The following is an 18531-nucleotide window of genomic DNA, read 5'->3' on the forward strand; positions in this document are numbered from 1 at the left end:
ATGAATTAATTAAAGAGAAAGAAGATTAGACATGGCACATACACAAGCAAAATTACTCCTTCCAACGTCAACAGCAGGTAGCTTACCCAAACCATCTTGGCTTGCTGAACCTGAAAAATTATGGTCAGCGTGGAAAATTGAAGGCGAAGAATTACTTGAAGCCAAACGCGATGCTTTGAAATTATCACTCCATGAGCAAGTGACTGCGGGCATTGATATCGTGAGTGATGGTGAGCAAACCCGTCAGCATTTTGTGACGACGTTTATTGAACATCTTGAAGGTGTCGATTTTAATCAACGCGAAACCGTGCGTATTCGTAATCGCTATGATGCCAGTGTGCCGTCAGTCGTGGGTGAAGTCTCACGTAAAAAATCCGTGTTTGTAGATGATGCTAAATTCCTACGTAGCCAAACCAATCAACCCATTAAATGGGCGCTGCCTGGCCCAATGACCATGATTGATACGCTGTATGATGGTCACTATAAGAGCCGTGAAAAACTAGCTTGGGAATTTGCCAAAATCTTAAACCAAGAAGCTTTAGAGCTTGAAGCAGCAGGCGTGGATATCATCCAATTTGATGAGCCTGCATTTAATGTATTCTTTGATGAAGTCAATGATTGGGGTATCCCAACTTTAGAGCGTGCACTTGAAGGCCTCAAATGTGAAACGGCGGTTCATATTTGTTACGGTTACGGTATTAAAGCCAATACCGATTGGAAAAAAACCTTAGGTTCAGAGTGGCGTCAGTACGAAGAATCATTCCCAAAACTACAGAAATCGAAACTGGATATTATTTCGCTTGAATGCCAAAACTCTCGTGTTCCGATGGACTTAATTGAACTGATCCGTGGTAAAAAAGTCATGGTTGGCGCAATTGATGTTGCAACCAATCAAGTGGAAACTGCAGAAGAAGTCGCAAACACCTTACGTAAAGCCTTGCAATTTGTCGATGCTGATAAGCTCTATCCTTCAACTAACTGTGGTATGACACCACTCTCTCGCCAAGTGGCTCGTGGCAAGCTTGAAGCCCTAAGCGCAGGTGCTGCAATGATTAGAAATGAATTAGCTTATTAAAAATCAAGATTTAAATTATCGGTCGAGCATGCAATCATGCTCGCCAATCAAATGAACCTAATGACTCATCAAGGATTAAAAAGCCATGATTGATGCAAATGAATATCGTAATGGTATGTCTTTACTCACTTCAGCTGTCAATGTAATTACCACTGATGGTGTTGGTGGCATGCATGGCTTTACCGCATCTGCTGTTTGTAGTGTGACGGATACACCGCCAACATTATTAGTGTGCGTGAATCAATCGACACGTTCACATGACTATTTTGTTCAGCATAAGGTTTTGGCTGTCAATGTACTGGCTGCACAGCATGAACAGATTTCAAATGCTTTTGCTTCAAGTAAATTCAGCTCAGAAGAGCGTTTTAAGTTGGGTGAGTGGGGTGCTTTAGAGACAGGTTCACCAATTTTAAAAGATGCTTTAGTGAGCTTTGATTGTGAAATTGAACAAATTCAGCACGTCGGTACGCATAGTGTATTGATGTGCCGTGTGGTGGCGATTCAACACAGTCAGCAACAAGAAAGTTTGGTGTATTTTAACCGTGCCTATCATCAAGTGGGACAGCCTGAATTGGTTTAATTTGTTTATACAGATTGAATAAAAACGTGGAACAATGATTAATAAATGATCGTTAAACATAGAAATTTGTATAAAAAAGCCCAGATCGGCAGATCTGGGCTTTTTAAATGGATATAAAACTATGATTTATATGAAATAAAAAATAGCTGTTAGAAACCATTTAAAGTGAAATTTATTCATCTTTAAAAATTATCAATGAATAATTTTATTTATACTGGTATCCTAGAGCGATACTGTAATTCGCAACACCTATGGACATCTGATGATTGAACTCCGCCATCTTAAAACATTAACAGCCATTCGTGAGCATGGTTCCTTGGTGGCAGCAGCCAACGATTTATGTTTAACGCCTTCTGCAGTGTCACATCAGTTGAGAGAACTTGATCAGTGGTTTGGTGTAGAGGTGGTGAATCGTAAAACTAGGCCCGTAAGCTTTTCCAATGTCGGATTACGCCTACTTAAACTGGCCGATGACATCTTGCCACAAGTGCAAATTGCGCAAAGTGATATCAGCCGAATTGTACATGGGCAAACAGGGCGTATTGTTTTTTCTTCAGAGTGCCATAGTTGTTTTGACTGGCTGATGCCACTGCTCAATCAATATCGTATGCAATATCCAGATGTCGATTTAGACTTTGCTTCAGGTTTTGAAGCCAATCCACATGAACTTTTGCAAAATGGTGAGTTTGATTTACTCATTACGGCAGACCCGATTGCGTTAAAGGGCATCGAGTATTTCCCAATTTTTGAATATGAATCACGTTTGGTATTGTCAAATACGCATCCATTAGTACGTGCCAAAGACATTACCGTACAAGAGCTTGCAGAAGAAACATTAATTACCTATCCGGTGGATAAGCACCGTTTAGATATTATGGCAAAACTCTTTATTCCAGCGAATATATTACCTAAGAAAATCCGCACCACAGATTTAACCCAAATGCTGATTCAATTGGTTGCCAGTGGTCGTGGTATTGCAGCGCTGCCAGATTGGGTCGTAAATGAATATGAACAAAAAGGCTGGGTGACATCGCGTCGTTTGGATTGTGTTGCAACTGAAGGTTTACGCCGCACGCTATATGCTGGTTACCGTGTAGATGAAAAACAAAAAGACTATTTTGAAGGTTTCTTAAAGCAGTTGGATCGGTTTTCAAAAAAACGCAGTCATTATTATGCTTAAGGAAAAATAGATAAATGGTTCAAAAATAATTAAATGTATGATGGGCTTTTGTATTAAATTGGTAGGGCTTAATGATTAAGCTGGGGGAGAGATGAAAGAACAAGAACACCAGATCATTGGGTTAATTTATGATGCCGCGATGGATACGCGTTTATGGCCGCAAGTAATTGAAGCCATTGTGCACTACACCAACAGTAAAACCGCGATTTTTACCGCTTTGGACCAATTGAGTCCAAGTTATGACTTTGTGCATACTTATAATATTCCGCAAGCCTGTATTGATGCCTATCAGGACGAACGGATTAAAGTCATTGATATGAAACTGCATGCGCCGTTATGGCAGCAAATCGGGGTGGGGGGATACTATTGAACAAAACTTGCAGTCCTATGGCCAGATGCCAGGCACAGATGAATATATCTTTTATGAGCGCTGTCTGGAACCAACCGGGATTTGTCATATCGCAGCTGTTTTACTCGATCAGGGGCAACATCGTTGGGCGGTCTTGGGTATTCACCGGGCGCCCGATGCTCAGCCTTATAGTCCGGAAGAGCATGAATTTCTTAAGCGGATCGGTAAGCATTTACGCCGGGCACTACAAATTCATCGGCAGCTTTGTCAGGCCAAGCAGCAGAAACTGGCTTTAGGTCATATTCTAGATCACTTAAAAACGGGCGTGCTGCTACTCGATCAGCAGTCCTGTTTAATTTATGCCAACAGTAAAGCTCAGGAAACACTCAATCGCTCCAGTCTGATTGAGCTGGACCGTTATAATCGTTTAAAGGTAGGACGCGATTTTCAGGCCAAACTCGATCAGCTCATTGAGGGGGCTGGTTCGGACTTAAGTCAATGGAATAAAGAACCAGGCGGGGTGATTGAGCTGACAGCAGCTGATCAGAGTACCTTAATGCTAACGGTGATTCCTTTTAATTTAAGCCAGCTAAAAAATACTGAAGGACTACCAGAACAGGCCTATGTCGCGGTTTTTGTGACTGAAACCGGGCAGAAATATTATTTAGCCAAAGATTATTTAAAGCAGCAGTATCACTTGTCGAATCGGGAAGTTGAGTTATGTGAGGTGCTGATTAATGGTTATAAACTTGAAGAGATTGCAGAGCATTGCAAGCTGACGTTAAGCTCGGTGCGTACCTATTTTAAGAATATTTATGAAAAAACCGGGTGTACATCGCAGATTGAATTGATGCATTTGTTGATGGGTTGCACTGTTCACTTTGAGCATATTGATTAAACCTGTCTAAGTTAAACTTAGACAGGTTGATTCGACAGCTTATTTGCTGCGTTGGAAAGTCACAGGATCTTCACCTTGAGGATGAAGGGTTAAGCTTGTTCCCGAAATACTGTAGGTCGCATTGATCATATTACCATTAGTAGAGTCGTGTAGCCCGCCGCATCCATTGGTATCAAATAAGTTTGCAGTTACTGCAAGCGTATTCGCTGTTGTTGAATATTTGCCATATTCAATACCAGGGGTAGCACAATCATTATCGCCTTGTAGATCTAAAAGGAAGTAGTGGCCTGACTCAAAGAAAGCAAATAGGTGGGTTTCATTTAATGCCCAGGTACCAACCAAACCTGTAGATTGTTCAATTCGGGTAAAGTTCGCTACGCCATCACTTCGAGTTTCGGTTACGACCAGATCTTTACCATTATAGTTTAAACGATATTGACCATTCTCATCCGGATGAGAGAGTCCATAATCGCCGTTGGTGTCTCTCATAATACTTGGGTTCAGGCCAGTGGTGACAGAGTCCCAGTTCAGGCTGCCGAATTCAATACCGGTAAATCCGGTTTCATCAGAAGGATATGCTTCGCCAATGGCATAACGACCGTCCGGAAGAATATGCAATACAATCGCATTGGTCTCGCCACGATCAAGTTCCCATGAGCCGGCAATATCTTTATAGAAGGTTGCCTGGAAATTGCTGGCTGCTTCTTCAGGAGTGATTAATTGGTCTTGGGGGATCCCCATCTTACTGACGATCTCATTGGAGAAGTCGGTAAAACTTTGATTAAAGTCTAGATTTACCGCAGTGAAGGCTGCTCGAGTGTCTTCAGTAATCTGAATACCATCGCTATGGTCGCCATGATCATCTAAAGATTGTAAAAACACCATCAGGTTGGTACGTGCTTCTGGAGTTTCTGCTAAATCTAATGGGGTAATGCGTTCTTTGGCTTCAACGACTTCACCCAGTTGCACATCTCCAATAAAGAAGCGAATTTCTTCACCTTCAATATATTGAAACTCTCCATCGTCATTAGTCATACCTTCAATGCTGTCAGTGGAGCTTGATCGGATATATTTCACACCACTCACTGGGCCATCGGTAAGTACCCCGGTTTGTGTGGTGGTTGCAGGAGGATTTGGTGACGGATGATCGTCACTTGAATCATTATCCGAACCGCCACATGCACTGAGTAAGCCTGCTAAAGTTAAGCATAATAAAGTTTTTTTCATCACGAATTCCTTGTTATTCAAATTGTCATGTCTGCAGTATAGAAATTAGATGAGTTTAGGTGCTATCCCAAAATTGGGAGGGTATAAGCCAAATATGTGAGGAATGATGGAGAAACAAGCATATTTTTGTGACAAAACTGCATTTTTTGATAGGTCGTCATAGAAGATCTATTTAGCTGTGGTAATTTGAGAAACCCTTTTAAGCTTTCTGATTTTGCTGATAAATTTGATGCTCTAGCAAGACTTAAATAACAACGCTGCCACCGAAAAGTGATCCTGTTTTATGCTGTCAAAATTTTTTATTGAACGTCCTATTTTTGCTGGAGTCCTGGCCATTATTGTCATGGCGTTTGGTATTTTTTCCATTTTAGGTTTGCCGGTCGAGCGTTATCCAGATATTGCACCACCCCGCATTACCGTGAGTGCCACTTATACTGGAGCTTCGGCAGAAACAGTGGAGGAGAGCGTGACCCAGGTGCTGGAGCAGCAGATTCGAGGGCTGGATCATCTGCTGTATTTTAGCTCGAGCAGTGATTCTTCGGTAAGCGTCCGCTGAACACACCTTATGAATTCATCCTATAAGCCTTAATTTAGTCCCCACTTAAAAACAAGTGGGGACTAAAATTTATGACTACAAATCACCAGACATCCATCGCATCTCTTGCGAAAAAACGAAGAACATACAGTGCTGAATTTAAACAGCAGATCGTTCAGGCTTGTAAAGCACCGGACGTTTCAATTGCTTCGGTCGCTTTGCAACATGGATTGAATACAAATCTTGTATCCAAATGGATTCGCTTAATTGATGGTAAGCCAGGGAATGATCGCTCACCACTACCGAATAAACCTGCATTTATTGCCTTATCTTGCTCTGCACCATTAGATCCTACTCCTACTGACATGTTAACGGTTCAAATTACTTTACCCCACTCAAAAGCAGAAATTGGCTTGAAATGGCAAGTATCAGAAATATCTACTTTAGCAGAATTACTCAAGGCACTTGCAACATGATCCGCATTGATGAAATCTGGCTTTCTACCCAACCTCTGGATATGCGAGCAGGGATGGATACTGTCATGGCTCAGGTGGTGAGAGCCTTTGGCTACATTAAACCGCATTGTGCTTACCTGTTCTGTAATAAACGTGGCCATCGCATGAAAGTGCTGGTACATGATGGACTGGGCATCTGGCTGTGTGCCCGGCGGCTGGAACAGGGAAAATTCCACTGGGCGCAGGTTCACCAGGGTGAAAGCATGGCGATCAGTCCGGAACAGTTACAGGCACTGATCCAGGGTTTACCTTGGCAGCGCATTGGACGACAGCAGGTGGTGACGATGCTTTAAACCAGGCTGGTCCATTCTGCTATTCTCCAAACGTTCTATTTCCTCTGCGTCATGACCTCAGGCATACTGCGGTCATGAATACGCTGCCAGACTTAAGCCAACTGACCCATGAACAACTGCTGGAATTTACCAGACAGTTGGCAATGCAGCATCAGTCTCTGGCACAATCAAATCAAGAATTAGAAAAATCAAACCAGCAATTGGATGCCAAAGTTCAACATCTTTCCATTCTCACGCAAAAATACGAGCATGAGCTCGCACTATTTAAACAGCACAAATTTGGCAGTAAAAACGAACATCTCACCGCAAAACAAATCCATCTCTGGGATGAAGCGGTTGAAGAGGATATCGCAGCAGTTGATTTGGAACTGGAGCGGCTGAATGCAGATAAAACCGATGCATCGACAGAGAAAGCCACAGTCAACAAACATAAACGTCGACTGCTGCCGGATCATCTACACACCATTCGTATTGAGCATGAACCAACATCAACCCAATGTGCTTGTGGCTGCCAACTCCGTCGTATCGGCGAAGATATCAGTGAAAAACTGCATTTCAGACCGGCACAGTTCTATAAGGAACAGCATGTGCGTGGCAAATGGGTCTGTGATCAGTGTGACACCCTGACTCAGCAAGCGATGCCCGCCTATGTGATTGATAAAGGTATTGCCAGTCCTGAACTACTGAGCCATGTGCTGGTCTCAAAATACGCTGATCATTTGCCGCTGTACCGTCAACGTCAAATCTTTCTACGCGCAGGAATTGATCTGTCCAGATCTACTTTATCTGACTGGATTGGTCGCTGCGGTGTAGAACTGGAACCTCTGGCCAATGCTTTAAAAGAGGTGGTGCTGCAACAGCGGGTGCTGCATGCCGATGAAACACCAGTCACCATCATGCGGATGGGTGAGAATGATAAAAAACCGAAGAAAGGTTATGTCTGGGCCTATGCCACTACACAGTACAATCCAGTTCAAGCGGTGATCTATGACTTTCAGGATAGCCGTTCAGGTCAGCATGCAGAAGAGTTCCTGAATGGCTGGCAGGGCCATCTGGTCTGTGATGATTACAGTGGTTATAAAGCACGCTTTAAATCAGGCGATGTCATTGAGGTGGGCTGCATGGCGCATGCACGTCGTAAATTCCATGAGCTACATGTGACCGGGAAAAGTCAGGTCGCTGAACAGGCATTAGTGCTGATTCAGAAACTGTATGAGATAGAAGCAGAACTCAGGAAAAAGACCGATGGTACAGCAGAACAGCGCCGCGAATACCGACAACAGCATAGTCAACCGGTGATGCAACAACTGTATGAATGGCTCAACCAACATCAACTGACTGTGCCATCGAGTTCTCCAACCGCCAAGGCGATCAATTACACTCTGAAGCGTTGGCCAGCTTTAAGCCGCTATCTGGATGATGGCAATCTACCTATAGATATGAGCAGCATTGCTGCGCAAGGGGTGGAAAACCAGATGCGCCCCTGGGCGTTGGGACGTAAGAACTGGTTATTTGCAGGTTCGCTGCGCAGCGGTCAGCGAGCAGCCAATATTATGACATTAATCCAGTCAGCAAAGCTGAATGGGCTGGATCCGTATGCCTATTTAAGTGATGTGCTGAAAAGGTTGCCGACACATAAAGTGACTCAGATTGAAGAATTGCTACCACACCGCTGGAAACCTGAACCGAATTAAAAAATAGGCATGGGGTTCAGCGGACGCTTACCTTTATGCGCGTAAAGCGGGATCTCAACATAGATTAATCTATATGAGTTTCAATATGTATTTCAATAAAACGTTCTGGCTTAACCAACACGCACAATTAGTAATCAAACCCAAATTAAGTTAAGAATAATTGAACAATAGTTCTACATATGAAAGCGCGATATATGCTTTTGAGTTTTTAATTTATGTACTATTAAAGTAAGCCAATAGCTGTTTACTTAATATTCAACTTAAGTCAGTCCTATTGTCTTTTTAAATTCTAGCTTCGTTTCTCCCAGCTTTAATACAAACAGCATCTTTTAATCAAAGGTGTTAGGAATTTTTTTATCCATGAATGAGAGTAATAACAAACAGCCTCCTCAAGAGGATTTTGTCATCAGCCATCCTTTTAATTCAAATCATGAAGAAAAATTAGAACGATCACTCTCAAACAGGCATATTCAATTAATTGCAATTGGTGGTGCTATTGGGACAGGATTATTCATGGGTTCAGGTAAAACACTGAGTGTTTCAGGAACCTCGGTTATTTTGACCTACATGATCATCGGTTTTTTCTTTTTCTTTGTGATGAGGGCGATGGGGGAGTTATTACTCTCAAATTTGAAATATAAATCATTCACTGATTTCTGTACCGCTTATTTAGGCCCATGGGCTGGCTTCTTTTTAGGTTGGTCCTATTGGCTTAGCTGGGTTGTTGCAGCGATTGCCGACATGATTGTCATTGGCGGGTATATGCAATATTGGGATCCCACGCTATCACCTTGGATTCCTGCCTTCGCCACGATTTTTGTCCTCACCGTACTGAACTCACTGACAGTCAAACTGTTTGGCGAGATGGAATTCTGGTTTGCACTGCTGAAAATTATTGCCATTGTGCTGTTCTTAGGGGTCAGTCTATATCTGATTTTCACACATTTTGTATCACCAAATGGTACAGCAGCATCGTTTAGCCATTTACTTGATGAAAAAGCCATGTTGCCGTTTGGTTTATCAGGCTTCTTTGCAGGTTTCCAAATTGCGATTTTCTCTTTTATTGGGATTGAATTGGTGGGTACAACCGCTGCAGAAACCAAAGACCCGCACAAGTCTTTGCCAAAAGCCATCAACTCAATTCCTATTCGTATTATGTTGTTCTATGTAGCTGCATTAATCTGCGTGGTATCGGTTACCTCATGGAGTCAGATCAGTACAGATCAAAGTCCATTCGTGCAATTCTTTACCCTGATTGGTATTCCTGCTGCAGCAAGTCTCATGAACTTCGTCGTAGCAACCTCAGCGATTTCATCTGCCAATAGTGGTATCTTTGCCACTAGCCGTATGCTCTATGGTCTTGCTGTAGAAAAAGATGCCGATAATAAGTTTGCAAAATTAACCAAACGTAAAGTACCCATGAATAGCTTGTTGTTCTCTATGCTGCTTGTGGTTTTAGGAACTTCAATTCTATTCATCGTACCAAATGTGATGACGGCCTTTACCATCATTTCGACCTTTGGTTCGATTCTAGTGATTTTCACTTTTGGTTTAATTCTCGCTGCGTACTTGAGCTACCGTCGTAAAGACCCAGTGTTGCATGAGCAATCCACTTATAAAATGCCCCTCGGTATTTTTATGTCTTGGGCAACCCTCGCGTTCCTAGTCTTTAGTTTGATTATTTTGGCATTAGATAAGCAAACATTCATTGCACTCGCAATTTCACCACTCTGGTTCTTGGCGTTATATTTCTTCTATTCACGCCGTCGTAAGAAATTCCAAGCAGGTCTCTAAGACTATCTGAATAAAAAAACCTCCGTAAAGGAGGTTTTTTTATTTTATCTATGACGTACCTAAACTCACGATTTCCGCTATATTCAAACTCAAAACAATTTGAACATAGACGACAATGACCAATACTCAAAATCTTATAAGCTACTGTGTGAATGAGTCCGTTACGCCAGAGCAATATATTGATTTACTGTCCAAGACCACGCTTGGAGCAAGACGTCCGCTTCACAATATTGAATGTATAAATGCCATGTTAAAACATGCGAATTTAATTGTGACTGCATGGATGGACAATGAATTAGTTGGACTTTCACGGTCCTTAACGGACTATCACTATTGTTGTTATTTGTCAGATTTAGCAGTCTCAGAAAAAGTCCAGAAAATGGGAATCGGTACAAAATTAATCGAAGTTACGACGGAGCAGCTCAAACCAGGCTGCAAAATCATATTACTGTCTGCACCACAAGCTGTAGATTATTACCCAAAGCTTGGCTTTGATTTACACCCTAGTGCTTGGGTAAAACAGGTCTAACTCATTTAAGCTTTTTTAATATCATTCAAGAGTGTAAAAAATGATCTATTTATAGAGATCAAAACACAACAGATTCATAACACTGTAAAGTCTTACTTAGTCCAAGCTATTCATTATTCAATTTTGAAGTTCACCGCATAATTTCACAATAAGGTGATGGACATGGATTTAGGGTTTACTGCACTAGAATTGGCACGTATTCAATTTGCCTTTACTGTATCGTTTCATATTATTTTTCCTGCAATCTCGATAGGTCTTGCGAGTTTTTTAGCTGTGCTGGAGTGGCGTTGGCTTAAAACTCAGGACCCCGTTTATCGTGATCTCTTTAAATACTGGATCAAGATTTTCGCTCTATCGTTTGGTATGGGCGTGGTCTCTGGTGTTGTCATGAGTTACCAATTTGGGACCAACTGGAGTGAATTTTCGAGAATTGCAGGTGGTGTTACAGGTCCGCTACTTTCGTATGAAGTGCTGAGTGCCTTTTTCTTGGAAGCAGGCTTTCTTGGCATCATGCTTTTCGGTTGGGGACGCGTAGGACCAAAAACTCATTTCTTTGCCACCTTAATGGTGGCTATCGGAACCTGTATTTCCATGTTCTGGATTTTATCTTCAAATAGTTGGATGCAAACGCCACAAGGCTTTAGCATTCAAAATGGCATTATTGTCCCAGAAGACTGGTTTGCTATTGTATTTAATCCGTCATTTCCTTATCGATTAGCCCATATGGCTATTGCTGCATTCTTGGTTTCTGGACTTCTTGTTGCAGCAACTTCTGCTTGGCATCTCCTTAAAGGACGTCGTGATGCATTGGTTAAAACCTCTTTTTCTATGGCAATGTGGATGATTCTTGTTTTGGCACCTTTGCAAGTCCTCGTTGGGGATATGCATGGTCTAAATACATTAGAGCATCAGCCCGCAAAATTAGCTGCCATAGAAGGACATTGGGAAACCAATAAAAATGAAGGCATGCCGCTTTATTTATTTGGCATACCTGACATGCAAGCAGAAGAAACCAAATATGCGATAGGAATTCCAAATCTCGGCAGTTTGATCATGACGCACACCATAGATGGCGAAGTCAAAGGCTTAAAAGAATTTGCACCAGAAGATCGGCCAAATTCACTGATTATTTTTTGGAGCTTCCGAATTATGGTCGGTATGGGCTTGCTCATGATTTTGTTAGCGTTAATGGGATTAATACTGCGTAAAACACAACGGTTTTATGAGTCAAAACTACTGCATAGATTTGCAGTACTTATGGGGCCATCAGGTTTTATTGCGTTGCTCGCAGGATGGTTTACCACAGAAGTCGGGCGTCAACCCTGGGTGGTATATGGTGTACTTAGAACTAAAGATGCTCTCTCGCCCGTATCAGCAGAGCAAGTAGGTATTACCTTAATTATTTTTGTCATTGTTTACTGTGTCGTTTTCGGTATTGGTATTTATTACATGTTGAAAATGATGCACAAGGGACCCGAATTTATTCATAGCACGCCTCATAGCGATCAGGATGTCATTCAGGCATCAAACAGACCTCTAAGTACCATTGATAATGAAAATACCCTAGAAAGACCTTCTCAAGTCAAACAGGAGCCCAAAGATGATTGATTTATCGTTAATCTGGATTGTCATCATTGCCGTTGGTGTCTTGATCTATGTTGTCTTAGACGGCTTTGATTTGGGAATTGGTATCTTATTTCCATTTTTTAAAGATGCCCAAGAACGGGATGTGATGATGAATACTGTCGCTCCGGTATGGGATGGCAACGAAACCTGGATGGTACTCGGTGGCGCCGGATTATTTGCGGCATTTCCTTTGGTCTATTCAACGGTGCTTTCCGCGCTATATATGCCAATTATTCTGATGGTCATTTGCTTAATATTTAGAGGTGTAGCATTCGAATTTAGGTTCAAGGCAAATCGAACCAAACACTTATGGGATAAAGCCTTTATCGGTGGTTCTATTATGAGCTCGTTTTTACAAGGCGTTATTCTCGGGGCCTATATTCAAGGAATTCAAACCACTAATGGAATATTTAGTGGTGGAGGACTCGACTGGCTCACACCATTTTCGTTATTTACCGGTTTTGCAGTCGTGGTGCTGTATGCCACGCTCGGTTGTGGCTGGCTGATTTTCAAGACGGATCATCATTTGCAAGACCGAATGTTTCACTTGATGCCCAAACTGATGATGGCTTTATTTATCATTTTTGCCGCTGTCAGCTTATATACACCTTTGGCACATGACGAAATTGCAATACGTTGGTTTAGTATGCCGAATTTACTTTATTTTAGCCCAGTGCCTATTTTAGTAGTGATATTTACGCTGCTTGTGCTCAAAGCTTGTAAAAACCGCCATGAATTTAAACCATTTATTTATACATTGGCATTGGTGATTTTAGCTTATAGCGGTTTTTTAATCAGTTTATGGCCTAACATCATTCCGCCATCAGTAACTATTTGGCAAGCAGCTGCACCAGCAAGCAGTCAACTCTTTGCTCTTATCGGAGCCTTGATTTTGATTCCAATCATTTTGTTCTATACCGGACTGTCGTATTGGGTCTTTAGGCATAAAGTTCGGGTGGGCGATGATGGATATCATTAAGGTGAAAGGTATGAAACTTAATCAAGCAGGTTGGTTTGTCGTACTTTGGCTCGGTGGCGTTTTGACATTGGCCGTTGTGGCTGGCTTTTTTCGATTATTAATTCAATGGGCCTATTGATCGAATAATCTGAAGATGACCAGATTTGGCTGAACCTACTTTAATTAAACACAATGGTTTCACCTAGTGTCTATAAGCTCATCACAGGTGATAGCTTGAAATAATTGGTCCGGCAGAGCCTACGAGATGATCTTCAGTTATATACAGATGCTTTTATCTAGCTAATGGAATTGCATCTGTCTTAGTTGAAAATTCTGTTTGCAAGTATGTGATAAAACCATCAATTTTCTCTATCACGTACAAACACACATGCAAAGGGCTTTTGCCGTATTGTTGATACTTTTCAACTCGATACTTTGCTCTTTCTAAAACCGCAATGAGGTAATCAATAGAAGTTTTAAGAATTTTTGTCGGGTCTTTCTTCGAATATACAAAACAATTTATTTTTTCATATGACAAATCATGGACCAATATTTCTAATATCGTTTCATTTATTTCCTTTCCGATGCATTGTTCCTGATGTTCTAATTCATAAGAATGCAATGCATCTGCTTATAACAATTTGAAGATTTTTCATTTTTTTAATTTGATATCATAAAAACTGGTGTTAAATATAATGCACGTTCTAAAAATATAATAAATTGATTTTATAGATTTTCTTATGTAATTTTTTGTAATCATGTTTTTGAATATAATTCATTTATCAATTTTTTTCCAACACAGTACAGCTACCTTACAAAGTATATTTTTAATCCCGTATATTCTTTTCTTGGAAAATCTCGAATAAATTGAACTGACTCGAAACTGGCGGTTTTTTCAAAAAAATACTCGCATAATCTTCTAAATGATCTTCCATAAGCTGAATAGCAAGTTGTTCATCTCCTTCCTCAATCGCATCTAAAATCGCCTTATGCTCTTCTACCGAGCAACTATGATGCGTTGGAGTATCATACATGCGGATTAATAGCGAAGTTCTAGCAATCAGAGTTTGAAGGTAACTTGTCACGAGTGGATTACTATTCACTTCACACAATTCAATATGAAAGTCGCCTGACAGCTTCACCCATTCTTGCCAATTTCCATTCGATAAGGCATTTTCCTCTTTTTTTACCAATTCCCTTATATTTTTTAAATTTACGCTTTTAGATTTTTTCGCCAATTTTTTTACTGTTCCCAATTCAAGCATACTGCGGGCTTCAAATACGGCTTTGGCTTCATCAATATCATATTCAGCCACAATCGCCCCACGATTAGGTTCAATTTTTATAATTTGATCATGTGCAAGTTTTACAAAAACACGGCGAATTACTCCTCTTGTAACTCCAAAGGCATTGCACAATGGTGCTTCGACCAAACGAACTCCGGGTTGTAGTTGGCGATTTAAAATCGCTTCGAGGATTGCATTATAAATGTGCAGATCGATATCTTTTTTATTAACAGAATTGTCTACAGTTTCATTACTTTTTGACACGAATTGAACTCCACTAGTGCATAGTGATCTTAAAATGGTGCACATTTCAAAACCTATTATCCTAAAAAAATGGATAACCATTTGGATTCTATCAGTGTATTTATTCGAATCATAGATAAATATAATTTAAAAATATCATAATTATTAAATACTTAAACAATTATTTTTTATTGATTGTTTTGTAATCATATTTACTTGGCTTGAATTTTGCTCATTGCAGATTGTACACAATCTTAATTTAAATAATCAACAATCTTGATTCAAATGAGTATCAACTTATCAGGGGTTTAGGTAATGCTGAAGAAAAATAGAAAAATTCTGTTGAGCGCAATGATGTTTTATGCAGGTGTGAGTTATGCAGGCGTCGAAATAAATACACCAGATTTTAATTTTCGTATCTCTGGTATGATTGATACGGGTATTGCCTCAGTAACAAATGTTAAAGAAGGCGCGCATACGCAAACAGAAGCTGTAGATAGTATCCTCGGTGTTTCCAATATCGGTTTAAGTGGCCAATACAAATTTGATCAGAATTATCAGGCATTTTTTAATTTACAGTCTGGTTTTAAACCATCAACTGGTGAGCAAAATAAAGATGGCGAGCTTTTTGACCGGAATGCCTATGCCGGATTAAAAACACCATATGGTGCTATAAGTATCGGTAAACAATGGTCATTAAATGATGATTGGTTCGTCGGTAGTGTTTTTAAAGGTGGTTACAATTCTGGAGCTATATTTAAACTTTCCGAGTTTGATGCCGTAAGCGAACTCTATAGTAAAACCTTTAAATATGTATCTCCTGAAATGACAGGTTGGCAGTTTGGCGCATTTTATGCGACCGAAGATTCATCAGCTAAAAATACGCATGGTCAAATCTTTTCAGGTGCGCTCAAATACACAACCGATCGTGCTCTTATCGGTGCAAGTTATGAAGATCATGCAGCTCAAGACACAAGCAATCATTATCGCTTAACGACTTTAGCCTCCCAATATAAATATGAAAATCTTACGACACGTTTAGGACTGGTTTTTTCCAACATTACAGGTCCAGGTCAATATGCTGCAATTGCGAGCAATTTAGCTCCACAAAACGCGTGGGCTTCTGAAATTGGTGTGGATTATGCATTTACACCTAAATTCACATTATCTGGTGACATTCTTTATAAGAAAAATACCACTTTCGATAGTAATACCATCATTTACCGCAGCTTAGCGGCGTATCAACTTTTCAAACCACTGAGCTTAATTGCCAATATCGCCTATTTAAAGAATGAAGATGGCTCAACAGAAAGTTTAGTGAATACAGATTCACCTTTTCAGGGTGGGGGTTATGTAAATCAAGATCAACTTTCCACAGCTTTAGGTATCCGTTTTTCATTCTAATCATAGTGCCAGACATGGGCTCCGTCTCCATCAGCGTAAAGCAAAAACCTTTGATATAAATTTTAGTGAGTCATCACAATGGATAATAAATTAGAAGCATTAATTAAACCTGAATATGATCCAGCATTAACCAATCAGGACTTAGCACCGCTCAAGAAACAGACTTGGGGCTCATATAATATTTTTGCCTTTTGGATGTCTGATGTACACAGCGTTGGGGGATATGTGACAGCGGGTAGCTTGTTTGCACTTGGTTTGAATAGCTGGCAAGTTTTAGTTGCATTACTCATTGGGATTATCATCGTACAATTCTTTGCCAATTTAATAGCCAAGCCGAGCCAAGTCACAAGTACCCCATTTCCTGTCATTTGTCGTGCGACCTTCGGGGTATTAGGAGCCAATATCCCTGCGATTATTCGTGGCTTAATTGCTGTCGCTTGGTATGGTATACAAACCTATCTTGCATCGAGTGCCTTTATTTTAGTCATTCTAAAGTTCTATCCAGAAATGGCAATTTATGCAGACGTCAATCAATATGGGTTTCTTGGTCTTTCATACTTAGGTTGGATCGGCTTCATGGCCTTGTGGGTTTTACAGGCTATTGTTTTCTGGTCAGGTATGAACAGTATCCGTAAATTTATTGATTGGGCAGGCCCTGCAGTCTATGTCGTTATGTTTGCAATGGCAGTATGGTTGGTTGCTCAAGCAGGTATTGCCAATATTGATTTAAACCTGGGGGGTGTGAAATACGAAGGACTTGAAGTTTTACCTGTCATGATTGGTGCTATCGCATTGGTTGTTTCTTATTTTTCTGGACCAGTATTAAACTTTGGTGATTTTTCACGTTATGGTAAAAGCTTTGAGGCTGTCAAATTTGGGAACTTCCTTGGCCTTCCAGTCAATTTCTTAGGCTTCTCAATTTTAACCGTTGTATGTATTGCAGCCACTTTACCGATTTACGGTAAATTGATTACTGATCCAGTTGAAATGGTTGGAAAACTAGATAATACCTTCGTGGTGATTTTGGGCTGTTTGACCCTCATGATTGCAACGATAGGCATTAATATTGTGGCCAACTTTGTTTCGCCTGCATTTGATTTTTCAAATGTATCACCTAATAAAATTAGCTGGCGTATGGGCGGTATGATCGCTGCAGTAGGTTCAATCTTTATTACACCATGGAATTTGTTTAATAATCCTCAAGTCATTCACTATACGATTGATATCTTAGGTGCATTTATTGGACCTTTATTTGGTATTCTGATTGCAGATTACTACTTAATTAAAAAACAAAATATTGTAGTCGATGATCTTTATACCTTAGAAAGCAAGGGCAGATATTGGTATAAAAATGGATATAACCCATATGCAATTTACGCTTTGATTCCTTCCGCTATTATTCCAATTCTCTGTGTGTTATTACCTCAACTTCATGCTTTAGCAAACTTTAGCTGGTTCATTGGTATGGGATTAGGCTTAATAACTTACAGTCTCATTAATATCAAATTCCCAGCACGAGTACCAAAATCAATTAATTAATCCATTTCCTACTCTGTTTATCTTGATAAGCAGAGTGGTTTTATTTTTTCGAATTTAAGGTTCATTATGCGTATACAAATTATAAATCCAAATACCTGTCAGGAAATGACAAACTCCATTGCTGCAAGTGCACAGAAAGTTGCAGACAGTTCTACTGAAATTATTGCGGTATCACCAAATCATGGTGTATTGACTATAGAAGGGCATTACGATGAAGCGATTGCCAGTTTTCATTTATTAGATCTCATCAAAGCAGGACAGACAGAAAAGTTAGATGGTCATATTATTGCGTGTTTCGGTGATCCAGGTTTAGATGCCGCACGAGAACTTGCCACCGCACCGGTAATCGGCATCGCGGAAGCTGCATTTCATATGGCAACATTTATCGCTACCAAATTTTCTGTGGTGACAACATTAAAACGCACCAAAATTATCACTGAGCATCTATTACATAAATATGGCTACCTGCACAAATGTGAAAAAATTCACTGCATTGATTTACCTGTGTTAGATCTTGAGACCAATGAACAAGCCACTTATGAAAAACTATTAAGTATGTGCTTATATGCAAAAGAGAGTGATGACATTGGAGCCATTGTTTTAGGCTGTGGTGGTATGTCTAAACATGTTGAACAACTGACTGATGAACTTAAAATTCCAGTTATTGATGGTGTTACAGCCGCAGTTAAATTATTAGAAGCATTGCATGGGTTAGGACTGACAACCAGTAAATGGGGTGATTATGCCTATCCAAATCAAAAATAATGAGATGTATTTCAATAATTTTGCGTCAAATTGATCAATAT

The 18531-nt window shown here is 40.3% G+C and carries 17 protein-coding genes and 2 pseudogenes; 16 read left to right on the forward strand and 3 right to left on the reverse strand.

Translation table 11 applies throughout. The annotated features are described in order from the left end of the window. Nucleotides 1-31: 31 nt before the first annotated feature. The 4 genes and pseudogenes from A3K93_RS13500 to A3K93_RS13515 all read left to right on the forward strand — a co-directional run bounded on the left by A3K93_RS13500 (nucleotide 32) and on the right by A3K93_RS13515 (nucleotide 4082). A complete protein-coding gene (locus A3K93_RS13500; RefSeq protein WP_067731810.1) occupies nucleotides 32-1075 on the forward strand; it encodes a methionine synthase in 1044 nt (347 codons plus the stop codon). Between the two features lie 85 nt (nucleotides 1076-1160). Continuing rightward, on the forward strand, nucleotides 1161-1655 hold the full coding sequence (locus tag A3K93_RS13505; protein ID WP_067731811.1) for a flavin reductase: 495 nt from the start codon (nucleotides 1161-1163) through the stop codon (nucleotides 1653-1655). 262 nt (nucleotides 1656-1917) lie between these two features. Next, a complete protein-coding gene (locus A3K93_RS13510; protein WP_067731812.1) occupies nucleotides 1918-2835 on the forward strand; it encodes a LysR family transcriptional regulator in 918 nt (305 codons plus the stop codon). A gap of 91 nt (nucleotides 2836-2926) precedes the next feature. After that, nucleotides 2927-4082: pseudogene (locus A3K93_RS13515) on the forward strand (LuxR C-terminal-related transcriptional regulator). Nucleotides 4083-4121: 39 nt separating this feature from the next. On the opposite strand, the gene A3K93_RS13520 reads toward A3K93_RS13515, so the two are convergent. Next, entirely contained in the window at nucleotides 4122-5309 is a 1188-nt protein-coding gene (locus tag A3K93_RS13520; RefSeq protein WP_067731813.1) for a hypothetical protein, read from the reverse strand. Nucleotides 5310-5592: 283 nt separating this feature from the next. Between A3K93_RS13520 and A3K93_RS13525 the strand changes: the two are divergent. The 9 genes and pseudogenes from A3K93_RS13525 to A3K93_RS14765 form a co-directional block, all read left to right on the forward strand. Beyond that, a pseudogene (locus tag A3K93_RS13525) lies at nucleotides 5593-5850 on the forward strand (efflux RND transporter permease subunit); the annotation flags it as partial. Between the two features lie 86 nt (nucleotides 5851-5936). Further along, complete coding sequence (gene tnpA, locus A3K93_RS13530; RefSeq protein ID WP_067731815.1) at nucleotides 5937-6320, forward strand: IS66-like element accessory protein TnpA; 384 nt, start codon at nucleotides 5937-5939, stop codon at nucleotides 6318-6320. Continuing rightward, complete coding sequence (gene tnpB, locus A3K93_RS13535) at nucleotides 6317-6652, forward strand: IS66 family insertion sequence element accessory protein TnpB (protein WP_067728626.1); 336 nt, start codon at nucleotides 6317-6319, stop codon at nucleotides 6650-6652. Before tnpA ends, tnpB begins: the two co-directional genes overlap by 4 nt. A 74-nt stretch (nucleotides 6653-6726) precedes the next feature. Further along, nucleotides 6727-8346, forward strand: coding sequence for an IS66 family transposase (tnpC, locus tag A3K93_RS13540; RefSeq protein WP_067731816.1), 1620 nt, complete (start codon nucleotides 6727-6729; stop codon nucleotides 8344-8346). A gap of 360 nt (nucleotides 8347-8706) precedes the next feature. After that, nucleotides 8707-10140: an amino acid permease gene (locus tag A3K93_RS13545; RefSeq protein ID WP_067731818.1), complete on the forward strand. Its 1434-nt coding sequence runs from the start codon at nucleotides 8707-8709 to the stop codon at nucleotides 10138-10140. Between the two features lie 115 nt (nucleotides 10141-10255). After that, nucleotides 10256-10669: a GNAT family N-acetyltransferase gene (locus A3K93_RS13550; protein WP_067731820.1), complete on the forward strand. Its 414-nt coding sequence runs from the start codon at nucleotides 10256-10258 to the stop codon at nucleotides 10667-10669. A gap of 162 nt (nucleotides 10670-10831) precedes the next feature. Then, nucleotides 10832-12277, forward strand: a complete 1446-nt coding sequence (locus tag A3K93_RS13555; protein WP_067731822.1) for a cytochrome ubiquinol oxidase subunit I — start codon at nucleotides 10832-10834, stop codon at nucleotides 12275-12277. Beyond that, entirely contained in the window at nucleotides 12270-13274 is a 1005-nt protein-coding gene (gene cydB / locus A3K93_RS13560) for a cytochrome d ubiquinol oxidase subunit II (RefSeq protein WP_067731824.1), read from the forward strand. Before A3K93_RS13555 ends, cydB begins: the two co-directional genes overlap by 8 nt. Nucleotides 13275-13284: 10 nt before the next feature. Then, nucleotides 13285-13392 (forward strand): DUF2474 family protein, encoded by a 108-nt coding sequence (locus A3K93_RS14765; RefSeq protein ID WP_081408567.1) that lies wholly within the window; start codon nucleotides 13285-13287, stop codon nucleotides 13390-13392. Between the two features lie 153 nt (nucleotides 13393-13545). On the opposite strand, the gene A3K93_RS13565 is transcribed toward A3K93_RS14765, so the two are convergent. Continuing rightward, nucleotides 13546-13875, reverse strand: a complete 330-nt coding sequence (locus tag A3K93_RS13565) for a hypothetical protein (protein WP_335622353.1) — start codon at nucleotides 13873-13875, stop codon at nucleotides 13546-13548. 205 nt (nucleotides 13876-14080) lie between these two features. Beyond that, on the reverse strand, nucleotides 14081-14803 hold the full coding sequence (locus tag A3K93_RS13570) for a GntR family transcriptional regulator (protein ID WP_067731826.1): 723 nt from the start codon (nucleotides 14801-14803) through the stop codon (nucleotides 14081-14083). 294 nt (nucleotides 14804-15097) lie between these two features. Here A3K93_RS13570 and A3K93_RS13575 point away from each other — a divergent pair, with 294 nt between their 5' ends. The 3 genes from A3K93_RS13575 to A3K93_RS13585 all read left to right on the forward strand — a co-directional run bounded on the left by A3K93_RS13575 (nucleotide 15098) and on the right by A3K93_RS13585 (nucleotide 18490). Next, the gene (locus tag A3K93_RS13575; protein ID WP_227509909.1) at nucleotides 15098-16186 is read left to right on the forward strand and encodes a porin; all 1089 of its coding nucleotides are present in this window, start codon (nucleotides 15098-15100) and stop codon (nucleotides 16184-16186) included. A gap of 78 nt (nucleotides 16187-16264) precedes the next feature. Next, nucleotides 16265-17725: an NCS1 family nucleobase:cation symporter-1 gene (locus A3K93_RS13580; RefSeq protein WP_067731830.1), complete on the forward strand. Its 1461-nt coding sequence runs from the start codon at nucleotides 16265-16267 to the stop codon at nucleotides 17723-17725. Between the two features lie 66 nt (nucleotides 17726-17791). Further along, a complete protein-coding gene (locus tag A3K93_RS13585) occupies nucleotides 17792-18490 on the forward strand; it encodes an aspartate/glutamate racemase family protein (protein WP_067731832.1) in 699 nt (232 codons plus the stop codon). The last annotated feature ends 41 nt before the right edge of the window (nucleotides 18491-18531 follow it).

Source organism: Acinetobacter sp. NCu2D-2, assembly GCF_001647675.1.
In the GTDB taxonomy this organism is placed as follows: domain Bacteria; phylum Pseudomonadota; class Gammaproteobacteria; order Pseudomonadales; family Moraxellaceae; genus Acinetobacter.